Source organism: Endozoicomonas montiporae CL-33 (genome assembly GCF_001583435.1).
Taxonomy (GTDB): Bacteria; Pseudomonadota; Gammaproteobacteria; order Pseudomonadales; family Endozoicomonadaceae; genus Endozoicomonas_A; species Endozoicomonas_A montiporae.
In genome coordinates this window covers 1,933,272-1,946,614 of record NZ_CP013251.1, presented here as the reverse complement: position 1 = coordinate 1,946,614, position 13,343 = coordinate 1,933,272, and the positions used below count along the sequence as shown (strand labels likewise).

Annotated in this window: 11 protein-coding genes; 5 read left to right on the top strand and 6 right to left on the bottom strand. The window is 49.5% G+C overall.

Annotated features, from left to right (window positions below):
- Positions 1–58 precede the first annotated feature (58 nt).
- Positions 59–2,962, top strand: coding sequence for a valine--tRNA ligase (locus EZMO1_RS08720; protein ID WP_034874125.1), 2,904 nt, complete (start codon positions 59–61; stop codon positions 2,960–2,962).
- Between the two features lie 58 nt (positions 2,963–3,020).
- Here EZMO1_RS08720 and EZMO1_RS08715 read toward each other — a convergent pair whose 3' ends face one another.
- Positions 3,021–4,595, bottom strand: a complete 1,575-nt coding sequence (locus EZMO1_RS08715; protein ID WP_034874127.1) for a hypothetical protein — start codon at positions 4,593–4,595, stop codon at positions 3,021–3,023.
- A gap of 153 nt (positions 4,596–4,748) precedes the next feature.
- Here EZMO1_RS08715 and EZMO1_RS08710 point away from each other — a divergent pair, with 153 nt between their 5' ends.
- Entirely contained in the window at positions 4,749–6,185 is a 1,437-nt protein-coding gene (locus tag EZMO1_RS08710) for a hypothetical protein (RefSeq protein WP_034872942.1), read from the top strand.
- 266 nt (positions 6,186–6,451) lie between these two features.
- Here EZMO1_RS08710 and EZMO1_RS08705 read toward each other — a convergent pair whose 3' ends face one another.
- Together EZMO1_RS08705 and EZMO1_RS08700 are read right to left on the bottom strand one after the other, a co-directional pair.
- A complete protein-coding gene (locus tag EZMO1_RS08705; protein WP_034874128.1) occupies positions 6,452–7,552 on the bottom strand; it encodes a hypothetical protein in 1,101 nt (366 codons plus the stop codon).
- Between the two features lie 229 nt (positions 7,553–7,781).
- Positions 7,782–9,299 carry a fumarate hydratase gene (locus tag EZMO1_RS08700; protein WP_034874129.1) on the bottom strand — a complete coding sequence of 506 codons (1,518 nt, stop codon included), beginning with the start codon at positions 9,297–9,299 and terminating at the stop codon, positions 7,782–7,784.
- Between the two features lie 383 nt (positions 9,300–9,682).
- Between EZMO1_RS08700 and EZMO1_RS08695 the strand changes: the two genes are divergently transcribed.
- The 3 genes from EZMO1_RS08695 to EZMO1_RS26655 are packed head-to-tail and all read left to right on the top strand — an operon-like array spanning position 9,683 to position 11,492.
- Positions 9,683–10,642, top strand: a complete 960-nt coding sequence (locus EZMO1_RS08695) for a 2Fe-2S iron-sulfur cluster-binding protein (RefSeq protein ID WP_034874131.1) — start codon at positions 9,683–9,685, stop codon at positions 10,640–10,642.
- Positions 10,643–10,700: 58 nt separating this feature from the next.
- On the top strand, positions 10,701–11,015 hold the full coding sequence (locus EZMO1_RS08690) for a BolA family protein (protein WP_034874133.1): 315 nt from the start codon (positions 10,701–10,703) through the stop codon (positions 11,013–11,015).
- Between the two features lie 33 nt (positions 11,016–11,048).
- Positions 11,049–11,492: a hypothetical protein gene (locus EZMO1_RS26655; RefSeq protein WP_034874135.1), complete on the top strand. Its 444-nt coding sequence runs from the start codon at positions 11,049–11,051 to the stop codon at positions 11,490–11,492.
- Here EZMO1_RS26655 and EZMO1_RS08680 read toward each other — a convergent pair.
- The 3 genes from EZMO1_RS08680 to EZMO1_RS08670 all read right to left on the bottom strand — a co-directional run bounded on the left by EZMO1_RS08680 (position 11,484) and on the right by EZMO1_RS08670 (position 13,267).
- Positions 11,484–12,125 (bottom strand): phosphoadenosine phosphosulfate reductase domain-containing protein, encoded by a 642-nt coding sequence (locus tag EZMO1_RS08680; protein ID WP_034874137.1) that lies wholly within the window; start codon positions 12,123–12,125, stop codon positions 11,484–11,486. The genes EZMO1_RS26655 and EZMO1_RS08680 overlap by 9 nt on opposite strands.
- 177 nt (positions 12,126–12,302) lie before the next feature.
- Positions 12,303–12,620, bottom strand: a complete 318-nt coding sequence (locus EZMO1_RS08675) for a DUF4286 family protein (RefSeq protein ID WP_034874139.1) — start codon at positions 12,618–12,620, stop codon at positions 12,303–12,305.
- Positions 12,620–13,267, bottom strand: coding sequence for a cupin domain-containing protein (locus EZMO1_RS08670; RefSeq protein WP_034874141.1), 648 nt, complete (start codon positions 13,265–13,267; stop codon positions 12,620–12,622). Before EZMO1_RS08670 ends, EZMO1_RS08675 begins: the two co-directional genes overlap by 1 nt.
- Positions 13,268–13,343: the final 76 nt, after the last annotated feature.

Below are 13,343 nucleotides of genomic sequence, written 5' to 3'. Positions count from 1 at the left end.
TTTGCATGTATAATACGCTGTTTATCTCATTACCCCTACCCGCAAGAATCCTGTAGTTATGGAAAAAACGTTCAATCCGCACGCTACCGAGCGCACCTGGTATCAAACCTGGGAGGAGAAAGGTTATTTCGCTCCCTCCGGTGAAGGCAACCCTTACACCATTATGATTCCACCGCCGAACGTGACCGGTAGCCTCCACATGGGGCACGCGTTCCAGGACTCCATCATGGATGCCCTGACCCGTTATCAGCGCATGAAAGGCAGCAATACCTTGTGGCAGGTGGGTACCGACCACGCCGGTATCGCCACGCAAATGGTCGTTGAGCGCAAAATTCAGGCTGAAGAAGGTAAAAGCCGCCACGACTATGATCGTGAAGCCTTTATCGACAAGGTCTGGGAATGGAAAGAAGAATCCGGTGACACCATTACCCGCCAGCTGCGCCGTCTGGGTGCTTCTGTTGACTGGGATCATGAACGCTTCACCATGGACCCGGGTTTCTACAAAGCGGTTCAGGAAGTGTTTGTACGTTTGTACGAAGATGATCTGATGTACCGTGGCAAGCGTCTGGTTAACTGGGACCCGAAACTGCACACCGCCATTTCCGATCTGGAAGTGGAAAACAAAGACGTCAAGGGTCACATGTGGCACCTGCGTTACCCGCTGGCTGATGGCGAAAAGACCGCTGAAGGCAAAGACTACATTGTGGTCGCCACGACTCGTCCGGAAACCATGCTGGGTGATACCGGTGTCGCAGTTAACCCGGAAGACGAGCGTTACAAAGCCCTGATCGGCAAAGACATCCTGCTGCCACTGGTTAACCGTCGCATCCCGATTGTGGCTGACGAACACGCTGACATGGAAAAAGGCACCGGTTGTGTAAAAATCACCCCGGCGCACGATTTCAACGATAACGAAGTCGGCAAACGCTGCAACCTGCCCATGATCAACATTCTGACCCTGAACGGCGATATCCGTGATGCGGCAGAAACCTTCAACAGCGACGGTACGGCCAACGACAGCATCGATACGTTCATTCCGGAAAAGTACCATGGCATGGAGCGTTTCGCTGCTCGTAAAGCCATTGTTGCCGATATGGACGAGCTGGGTCTGCTGGAAGACGTTAAAGACCACGAACTGATGGTGCCCTACGGCGACCGTTCCGGTGTGGTGATTGAGCCTATGCTGACTGACCAGTGGTTTGTTCGCGCAGCGCCTCTGGCAAAACCAGCCATTGAAGCGGTAGAAGACGGCCGCATTCAGTTTGTACCGAAGCAGTACGAAAACATGTACTTTGCCTGGATGCGCGATATTCAGGACTGGTGTGTATCCCGTCAGCTGTGGTGGGGTCACCGCATTCCAGCCTGGTACGACAATGAAGGCAACCTGTACGTTGCCCGCAACGAAGCAGAAGCACGACAGAAGCACAACATTGCCGACGACGTTGAGCTGAAGCAGGATGAAGACGTACTCGACACCTGGTTCTCCTCCGCCCTGTGGACCTTTGGCACCCTGGGCTGGCCGGAAATGACCGATCGTCTGAAAACCTACCATCCTACCGACGTACTGGTCACCGGTTTCGACATTATCTTCTTCTGGGTAGCGCGCATGATCATGATGACCATGCACTTTATGAAGGATGAAGACGGCAACCCTCATGTGCCTTTCAAACACGTCTATGTCACCGGTCTGATCCGTGACGAAAACGGCGACAAGATGTCCAAATCCAAGGGTAATGTACTGGACCCGCTGGACATGATTGACGGCATCGATCTGGAAAGTCTGGTGCAAAAGCGCACCGGCAACATGATGCAGCCACAGCTGGCGAAGAAGATCGAAAAGAACACCCGCAAAACCTTCGAAGACGGCATCTCTGCCCACGGCACCGACGCCCTGCGTTATACCCTGTATTCACTGGCTTCTACCGGCCGTGACATCAACTGGGACATGAAGCGTCTGGAAGGTTACCGCAACTTCTGTAACAAGATCTGGAACGCCGCCAGCTATGTGCAGATGAACACCAAAGGTGAAGACTGTGGTCAGAACGGTGGTGAGGTTGAGCTGACTCTGGCGGATCGCTGGATCATCTCCAAGCTTCAGCGTCTGGAAACCCAGATAGAAAAAAACCTGGCTGATTTCCGACTCGACCATGCATCCCAGAATCTGTACGACTTCATCTGGAATGAATACTGTGCCTGGTATCTGGAATTATCCAAACCGGTATTGTGGGACGATGGACAGGACAGTCCAAGTGTCGCGGGAGACAGGATGTCGGAAGCGACCGAAATGCTTGAAAGGCGCAAACGCGGCACCCGTCGTACACTGGTGCGCGTACTGGAAGCCCTGATGCGTCTGACTCACCCGTTCATGCCATTTATCACTGAAGAAATCTGGCAGAACATCAAGGCAGAAGCAGGCGTTGACGGCGATACCCTGATGCTGAAGTCTTACCCTGAGTGCGACAGCAGCAAGATCGATGAAAAAGCCGAGCAGGACATCGAGTGGCTGAAAGGCTTTATTGTTGGCATCCGTAACATTCGCGCCGAGCTGAACATTGGCCCGAGCAAGCCATTGAACGTCATCTTGCGTAATACTTCGGCTGACGACGAAAGCCGCCTGGAAGAGAACCGCACTTTCCTGCAGGCTATGGCCAAGCTGGACGACGTTCGCCTTCTGACAGCCGGTGAAGAAGCGCCTATGTCCACCACGGCACTGGTGGGTTCCATGGAAGTATTGGTACCCATGGCTGGCCTGATTGACAAGGATGCTGAAATTGCCCGTCTGAGCAAGGAAATCGACAAGCTGGTGAAAGAAGTCACCCGCTTTGAAGGTAAGCTGAACAACGAGAAGTTTATCGGCAAGGCTCCGGCAGCAGTGGTTGAGAAAGAGAAAGCCAAACTGGCTGATGCGCTTGATGCCAAATCCAAGCTGGAAGAGCAGATGGAAGCGATTAAAGCCCTTTAACGGATATTTACTCGCTTAATCACCAGACACTGGTACTAAACCAGTGTCTGGCACTTTTTTAATGACCCCTGCCCCTGAAAGCATTCCCACTCATCATCCGGCGTACAGAACCCATTTGTCTATTCTGCTGAATCATTGACTGAAGCTTATCGGCAGCTTTGGATACTGTTTCTGACGACTTCGCATAAGTCGCATCCAACTCTTCACCCTCAGGCGTCTGTTCACCTGTGCCAATACCACTATCAGGAAGTTTGTCGGCTTTGCTGATAACCACCTCCGGCTCCAGATCAGCCAACAACCTTTCACGTGCAGTCAGGTCATTTTCAATGTCCTCAAACAGTCCACTGACAATATCTTTGTACTGTTTGATCCGGTAATACTGATTATTGTCTGCCACCGACAGAAAGCCCGGCTCCATATCTGCAGGCCCTTCAATAACGTCTTCAAATTCGAGCGGATCGGCTTCAAGTTCACCCCGATCAAACAAAAGACCGAAGGCGGCATCTGGAAAACGCGCTCCTTCCACCAGAGACTCAATGCTCTGCAACCGTTTAAAATTCACATAAGCATCCACTACTTCATCCAGATCGACATCCGGATCTGCCAGAACCGGAGCAAAGCCGATCTGAAATGCTTCCTGACTCTCCAGAAGAGGCAATCCTTTGTCGTCTTTTTCAGTGGACAATCGCTGGTAGAGTTCAGCCACCCTGTGCTGGTAATCATTTGAACCCGCGGCATAAGCCGGTAAATCAACGAGAGGAATGCGCAGTGAGCGAGTATCCATCGTTTTGACCTCAACATCAGGCTCTGTCTCACCAATAGAGTCACTTTCAAAGACATCATAAAGCTTTCCAAGGCGATTAAATTCAAGATATTCCTGATGCTGTGCCAACGCTGCTTCCCGGCGCTGTTTCAGCTGTTTTTGCTGCTCTAACTCAGCTTCAGTGAAGTAATCGATGCCCATCATACCCTGCACTTCGTCACGGGCGGCTCGCTGTTCAGCCCGTTCTGCGGCCTTTCGTTCCAGCCGCTGCATCTTATGACTCTTTGGACCGGGACGAACAGCATTAACCGGCTCATTCTGCTGTTCAGAAAACTGTCTGCGCTTTTCTTCCAGTCGTCGCTGTTTGCGTGCCTGTTTTTTACGTCGCAACTGCTCATTGCGGGATTCAGTGGCTAACGGTTTTGGTCTGGCTGCTTTTTTCGACGGACGGGAGACGGACGAACGGCTGACCTTTTGCTCAGGCAGTCTGATCTCTTCATGCTTTAAGGGATTATGCTCATGTCTGGCTGTCTTTTGTTTAGCTATCTTTTGTTTAGCTATCTTTTGCTTAGCTATCTTTTGCTTAGCAATAGACTTGTCTGAAGCACTATTACCAGAAGCAGCTATCTTAATCTGTTCGGCCTGGTTCAAAGCAGTCGGCACACGTTCACTCAACTGGCGCTGATCAGACAAAGGCTCTGGGTGGGCGAAAGGACTTCTAAAACCAAACAGGCTGGAAATGGCGTCAACAATTTTAATCATCCATCGACTGAAAAAATAACGCTCAACAGGCACTTCTTCGACCTGCCTGACTGAAGTGGCAGTTGCCTGTTGAAGCCCTGAAGCTCCAGCTGAAGGTATCTGATTCATATGGGTGAAAGTCTCATACTGACCATTTTTTCTGGGCTTGCCGTCCGTGGTTTATACAGCAGCTACAAATTTTCTCTGGACTTACATAGGAACGGCCAAACACCGCTATGATGGTTACTGTAAAAGATACCGCAACAGTGAAAGGCCGCCCCGATGCAAGTATGTCAGCCACTAGCTGAAGCCGCCAATTTTTCTTGTCATGCTATCCAACAGCTTGAGCAAAAACTGGCCGTTCTTCGTCAGGAACACAGCCCAATCAAGCACTTTGAAGACTATGAAGGTGAGATCCATAAACTCTTTATCGAAGCAGAGCAAAGCGTTCTGGCAGAAGACCTGACCGGGCTTGATATTGACGTTCCTGCGATTGAGGTAAGCGGTGTCTGTTACCATCGGGTGTTGCGATCTTCAGAAACTTATCAATCCGCTGTCGGCCCTGTCCGGGTTTTGCGTACGCTCTATCGTAACGGTAAGGATCACTCTATCATCCCTTTGGAGCTACAGGCAGGTATTGTAGAGGGGTATTGGACACCAAAAGCAGCTAAACAAGCTGTCTGGATGGTTGCGCAAATGCCTCCCGGAGAGGCTAAAAGCCTACTTGATCTGATAGGGAACATGACGCCCTCGGAAAGCTCTCTGGCCAGACTACCCAAAAAGTTCAATGCGCAGTGGGAACCCAATAGGGAAGCCTTTGAAGACTTTCTCTGGGAAAGCGTCAAGGTTCCTGAAGAAGCTGTGACTGCGGCCGCTTCTCTTGATGGCGTCATGTTGCCGATGAAAGATGGTAAACGTCAGGAAAAGCGGGAACAGAATAGAGTCGATGGCAAGCGAACCCGTGGCCCTGCTGGCTGTCAGGAGGCCAGTTGTGGAACATTGTCGTTTTACGATGCACAGGGTGAACGCCTCTCAACGGTCAGGATGAGTCGAATGCCTGAAAGCAAGAAAGTGACTTTGAAACAATCACTCTCCGCACTCCTGAGCGAAGCTCTTCGACAGAGGCCAGATCTGACGCTTGTTAAAGTCGCTGATGGGGCAAAAGACAACTGGACCTACCTTGCCAATGAACTCCCTGAAGGTCACGAGGTTGTAGACTTCTATCATGCCGCAGAGCACCTGAAGAAAGCGTTTGACCTGTCCTATGGTGAAAACAGCAACAAATCCAGAGAAAAGTTCATCACCTATCGCCACATCCTCAAAGAGGAGCCCGAAGGTGTTGAAAAAGTCATCAAAGCTCTGGCTTACCAGCATAAACGACACCCTCGTCGATCGAAGTTGAAAACAGAGCTGGAGTACTTCAGAAGTAATCGAACCCGCATGAACTATGCTGAACACTTGTCGCACAACTTGCCAATAGGCTCAGGGGTTATTGAGGCTACTTGTAAAACCTTGGTAACGCAGCGAATGAAGTGTTCTGGAATGAGGTGGCGGCATCCCGGAGGCCAAGGTATTTTGACAGCAAGGTCATTAATTCAGAGTGGCATGTTCGACAATGGCTGGAAGTTACTGGCGGTGACCTACTGCGCCAAGGTCACGGAAGTGGGTATGGACAATGTCATCCCATTCCCCATGCAGAAAGGTGACTTGGAATTATAGTACCAGTCAATATGAGACTTTCACCCATTCATATCTGCCGTCCCTGCAAAACAATGAATGGCTGACTTCTTCGCAGCTCACCACTGGCAGCCACGATGGCAAAAGTCACCTGGTTGAGGGATTAGAACGGTTTTTTCTCATCAAGTTCCCGCCTTGACTGAAACAGCACACTTCATTGTTAATGTTGTTTACCGTCTAGTCAGCATGGGTAACAAATTCAGTACCCAAACCTATGGGACGAGCAGTTTCAGAAGCTTTAATCAGCGTCAGGGCTCTTCACGAACCAGATTTCCCTCATCATCAACCGTCTCGATAACAACTTCGGGCTCTTCCGGCTCGGTTTTTTCAGGCTCAGTTTTTTCAGGCTCAGTTTTTTCTGGATTGTTTTTTTCTGGATCAGGCTCTTCTGGTTTAGTTTCCTCTGCCTTTGAATCACTTTCGGATGACGATGAGTCCTGACCCGAATCATCGGTTTCAGGAGGCTTTTGAGGCTGTCCCGAGTCCTTTTTAACAAACCAGTTAAAGCTTGCAGCGGCGGGCACTTCAAGAATCAGAGGTCGCCCTCTTTCACCTCGAAACTGTTTGGCTGAAAGAATTGCTTCCAAAGGCTGCAGCCTGACTTCATCACCACTACGGTAAAACAGCCAACGTCCTTTATGATCCCCGACAAACCCGTGCAGGGAAGAAAAGACCTGAACGGCATTCAGCTCTGTCTGAAGCCTTTGAACAATGGTTACAGCCAGTTCTTCACTGTTTGCCAACAGACGACTAAGGTCAATATGTCCGGACAGAATCAGAGGCCGGAGTCCCTGTTTATCTCGACCCGCTACAAACTCAAGCAGAGAGGTTAGTTGCTGATTAACCTCTGCCGAAGTGTTCTGCCCCGGCTCAACAATCAGGTTAATATTGTAGACATCCAATTCAGAGCTTAATCCATCGTTCCCTTTCAATGTAACGGTGCTGACCGTTACACCTTGTTTTAGCGGATCCTTCTCATCGTGTTTTGCTGACTGTTCACGAAACCAGCGAAAAAACGCAAACCGTCCGGTTTCAAAATGCGCCAGAGTATTCAACCCGATAGAAGCAGCAGAATCTGAAGAATCCTTCGGACTTTGAACGTTGAACGACTCCAGTTCAGCCAATGTGAGCTGACCGCTGTAAGCCTGCTTCATCAGTTCACGATAGCGGTAATTACCCTGTAGCAGCACAATATCGAAGCTCTGTAACAATAAGCCTGTTTTCGCCAACCGACTCTGCTCCTGCCGACCCATTCCCTGCTCGGCCACATTGATTGTCAGAAGTGAAAACCGTCCACCTTCGTGTTCGGTAGGTAATGCCGGAGAATCAGGAACCTCAGAAGCATTCATCCATACTGGAACAGAAAATTGAAGTATTAAAAATAGTGAGAGCTGAACGTATTTCATAGCAAGCCACAATATCATTCTTATAAATGATTGATCGGCGATTGCAGTGTCAAATAGAGGTGCATTAAAACGAGTCCTGACTCAGTACCGCTTGTCTATCGTCGTTTTATAGAAAAAAGGGGTGACTGAAACAGTCACCCCTTAAACACACATTACATCAAGTTGTGAACACTTATTTCACTTCCAGGATCTGCTCCTCGATCTTCTGCTTCCAGATCTGAGGACCTGTGGTATGAACGGAGTCACCGGTGTGATCTACCGCTACCGTCACAGGCATATCTTTAACTTCGAACTCGTAAATGGCTTCCATACCCAGTTCCGGGAATGCCAGCACTTCGGCTTTCTTCACTGCCTGAGATACCAGATAAGCCGCGCCGCCCACAGCGATCAGATAAACCGATTCGTTGTCTTTAATTGCTTCGATGGTTGCAGCCCCACGCTCAGCTTTACCAATAGTGCCAGCGAGGCCACCTTTTTCCAGCATCGTGCGGGTGAACTTATCCATACGGGTAGACGTTGTAGGACCCGCCGGGCCAACCACTTCGTCGCGTACCGGATCAACCGGACCTACGTAGTAGATGAAGCGACCTTTCAGATCAACGGGCAGTTCTTCGCCACGTTCCATCATCTCTACCATGCGCTTGTGCGCAGCGTCACGACCGGTGAGGATTTTACCCGACAGCAGAATGGTGTCACCCGGCTTCCAGCTCTTGATGTCGTCTTTGGTGATGTGATCAACATCCACCTTCAACACACCTTCACTCATGTCCAGTTCCACTTCCGGATAATCATCCAGACTTGGCGGTGTCTGGAATACTGGGCCATTGCCGTCCAGAGTGAAATGAGCATGGCGGGTTGCAGCACAGTTCGGAATCATTGCTACCGGCAGAGAGGCTGCATGGGTAGGGTAATCCTTGATTTTGATATCCAGAACCGTTGTCAGACCACCCAATCCCTGAGCGCCAATACCGAGATTGTTAACGGCATCCATAATTTCCAGACGCAGTTCTTCAACACGGCTCTGTGGACCACGTTCACGCAGCTCGTGAATATCCACCGGATCCATCAGGGATTCTTTCGCCATGACCATGGCTTTCTCGGCGGTACCGCCGATGCCAATGCCCAGCATGCCCGGAGGACACCAGCCCGCACCCATGGTAGGTACAGTCTTCTTAATCCATTCAACAATATCGTCCGACGGATTCAGCATGGCCAGTTTGGATTTGTTTTCAGAACCACCGCCTTTGGCAGCCACCTGAATTTCCACCTTGTCACCCGGTACCAGCTCGGTATGAATCACTGCCGGAGTGTTGTCTTTGGTATTCTTGCGGGCACCGGCCGGATCTTCCAGCACAGAAGCTCGCAGCACATTGTCCGGATGCGTGTAGGCACGGCGAACACCTTCGTTCACCAGATCATCCAGTGCCTTGTCGGTGTCAAAGCAGACATTCATACCGATCTTCAGGAAAATCGTAACAATGCCTGTGTCCTGACAAATCGGGCGTTTTCCCATGGCACACATTCTGGAATTAATCAGAATTTGTGCCATAGCGTCTTTCGCCGCTTTGGAAGATTCCTTCTTCCATGCTTCATGCACGGCCTGAACAAAATCAATCGGATGATAATAGGAGATAAATTGCAGAGCATCAGCAACACTCTCAATCAAATCTTCTTCGCGAATAACAGTCATTAAAGCTCCCCAGCTCCCATGATCGTCCTCTTGATGTTTAGATTCGGCAAAACATCAAGCAACTCTCTTCCCCGACCAATACTTTGTCGGGGCATTAAAGAAGCTGCTCACAATCTTGTTGAGCGCTGTGAACAGCTTCTAAGCAACAGTAATATCTCCAGAAAAATTGCGGCTTTTTCCTTTAAACAGACAAAAGGACACCACCTGCCGAATCAAATCCGAACAAACAATGTACTAACCGCTTATTTCGAGCGCATAATATCAACAATTTTTCGGCAATAACATTGATCAATAACAATATATTTTCGACCAACCCCTAATTTGTTCGTAAAATAACCTAAATAAATACATTACTTATACGTGCTGAACATATTTTAACCACAATGCCTTTAATTACCTTTGCAGGTCATACTTATCAAGCCAGCTCCGAAAAGCCACTACTGGACTCCCTGCTGGCATACAGACTGCCCATTCCCCATTCGTGCCAGTCAGGCTTTTGTCATTCCTGTCTTATGAAAGCCGACAAAGGACAAGTGCCTGCCTGCAGCCAGAAGTCACTGAGTAACGAGAAAATCAGACAGGGTTATTTTCTGGCCTGCCAGTGTGTGCCGGAGCAGGACATAGAGATATCCCTGCCAGTCAGAAATAAAATCCCAGGCATTATTACTGGCAAAACCCTGTTGACGTCCACGCTTGTTGCCCTTGATATTGCCCCACGACATCCGTTTCACTACGAGCCGGGACAGCTTGTTACGCTCTGGGCCGAAGAAACTTTAAGGTCAGTAGAACCGGGCGCTGACTATTCGGAGGGTCTGAACGAACTGGCTCGCCCCTGTTATCTGGCGTCACTGTCTGGTCAGGATGCATCGCTAACCGTTCATATTCAGCGCAGAGCCAGCAGAAAGTTCAGCCAGTGGGCTCATGATTGTACACAAATCGGTCAGAAAATCAGCATTGGTGATGTACGTGGCGCCAATATTTATCAACAATTGTCATCCTCTAACCTGATTGTGGTTCAGGATGGCTGTCTGGCTCCGGTTCTGCCACTGTTGCGCAAACTCTGTGCTGATACCACAGCTTCTGAAAAATCGGTCACTCTGGTTCTGCAGGTTGACCACACAGACAATCTTTACGAACAGGCACTCATTCACAGACTTGTCCGCCAGAGCCCAAATCTGAGCATTCAGGTCTGTGGCGGTTTACAGGGAAAGAAACAACTTGAGACAATAATGATGGAACCGAAGCCCGTCTATCGCCAGTTAATAATCGCAGGCGACCAGGGTTTTATAAAAAAACACACCCAACAGGTTCAGATGGATATTCAAACGTTGCCTTATTCCTGACAACCTGTTTTATCGCAACCTTTGCGCCGTCTTTTTACCCTGAACAGGATATTGACGTATGAGCATGCTCGAACACATTCAACAAAAGTTATCGTCTTCACTGCCACTGGAGCACATCGAAGTCATCAACGAGAGTCATTTGCACAATACACCACCGGGCTCGGAGTCCCACTTCAAGGCGGTTCTGGTCAGCAGCGAATTCAGTCAGAAGCTACCGGTTAAACGACACCAGATGGTCTACTGCCTGTTAACGGAGGAAATGCAAAACAGCATTCACGCTTTGGCTTTGCACACCTACACACCGGAAGAGTGGGCAAGCCGCCAGCAGCAGGCTCCGGCAACACCGGACTGTCTTGGCGGCAGCAAGCATTAAACGGTCAATAAGTAACTGACAAGGGATATCACAATGTGTGGCGGTGTGCAGTTTGATGAGGACGGTCAGACAATAAAAACGTTCTTCCCCAACCCCAAAGCAAGACTTCCGGTTCGAACCCGACAGGGACAAACGGCTCTTGTCCCCTGGGGAAGACGCGAAGAACAGCCCGGACGATCAGCCCAGGGAGGCTGGGCAAGGCTGGAATCCATTCAACAGGGAGCCTGGAATCGATACCAGCCCCGCCCGGTGAAAATCATTGTTGATGCGTTCATGGAAAAAGATACGGAAGGCAACAGCCACTGGTTTATGCTGGAGCCAAACCAGTTTATTCAGGGATTGATTGCCACAGACGGAGCTTTTACCCGTCTGTACGTTGTGACAGAAGACAATGAACAGAGCTGCCATGAGAAACGTCGCTGGCCAAGAATTCTCGAAGCCAGCCACAGTATCCGTAACAGCCGGTCTTTATTCTGATGCACGACGGCTGACCGAAGTATGCAAGCCACACTCCCTGTGTCCCAGCACTTTGGTCGGATCGTAGTAGTCATTTTCAATGGGCAAATCGTGTTCAACCAGATACTCCTCAACATCCAGCTCAGTCCAGTTGAGGAGTGGTGCCACTCTCAGGTACCCATCCCGCGTTTCTGAAACCACTTCAAGCCCCTGTCGAAATTCAGTCTGATCTTTTCGGATAGCCGTCAACCAGATATCCGGAGCTTCCGTTGCCATGGCCCGGCCAAAAGGCTCTAGCTTAACTTGTCGTGTAAATTCATCATGTTCGGGTGTATCCACTTCCGGAACCCCGCCCATGATGGCAGAACGGTAAGCGCGGCTGTACTGTGGGTGATAGACACGAATGTTCAAATCCAACTGACTGATTAACTCACTGGCAAAACGGTAGGTTGCTTCGGTTCCATAACCAGAATCAATCCACACCACAGGCACATCCGGCCTGACTTGCGTCGCCATATGTAAAATAGCTGCTTCGTGGGGGCCAAAATTGGTGGTCAGTACCGGGGTTTTAGCACTTGATAACGCCCATTGAATGATATTTCGGGGAGACTGCTCAGCCAGATCTCTGTTAATCGCATCCAGATTCACTGTGATTCCTGCCTCTTTGTTTTTAAAATTTTCAGGAGATTGGTTTTTAATTAATTTCGTTCAAGAGACTATCGGAAAGACAATTACACAGACAATCACTGGTAGCCAAATGGCAAGACTGATTTAGACCATGCTTATAACTGGACAGGTTTTTACCCATCGACCCTTTCTTAAAAAAGAAAGCTATTGACTGGAAAACACCGGACTGGACAGAAGGCGACGGTAGATTTTCAGATCACTGCCAAAGCGATTTAGCCCATCCTGTCTCATAGTTGAAGCATGTTCCTGCAGGTAATGATCAAACGACGAGGAATCTTTCAGAAAATATTGCACACAAAAACCCGCATGTTCATCAGGCAGCCGTTCATCTTCGTTCAGGCAGGATATGGTCGCATCTTCAAATCCATCAATTCTGAGCAACTGCTTAACATGCAACTCCAGCCAGCCGAGAAACTCATCACGCCGTGATGCCGGAATCATACAGTTCACTTCGTAGATCATTATCCCTCCTGAGACCATACGGCCCTGACATACCCGTTTTTTCTCGGTGGCTGCAACTGCAGATACCGACAACAGGCATCATCATTTAATCGCGTAAAAACATCCAGAATATAAGCACCATCAGCACCCGCGGCCAAGGCATGAACACTGTTACGCTGCAGACAAAAACTGGTCATATCGCCAGCGGACAAGCGAACATGTACCGGAGATGTCAACGTCATGTTGGCAGACGACTGCTCCACAATATTAAAGCTGGACGACGCAACACTGCCCTCAACAACACGCATCACACCATTGCTGTCACAATGATCGTGGTAGGGAATAGAACCATTCGAACCAAACTTTAGATGGCAGAACTCAACACTGCCCATACGGTGCCGGAAAACCCGGACATTTTCACCCCGGGGATGATCCTGCCAGCCAGCAGGATCAGGAACCGGCACGAGTGCGTTATTCAGTCGGGACATGACCCAGCCGACATAAGCTTCCTGCACTTCAACCGTCTGATTGACACCAGCAGATTGAAGGCGCTCAGCTTTTGCAGCAATATCACAGATCACTCTCTGATACTCTGAAGCATCCAGTTCAGTCTCTTTATCAACATCGAAAAGCACTGAAGGGCAGCGCGTATCGGAAAAGCCCGTCATCAACAAAACCTGCAGTCACCGTTAATCACGACACCAGTAAAGACCAGTCTTTTGGTTTTAAACAAATTCCGATTTG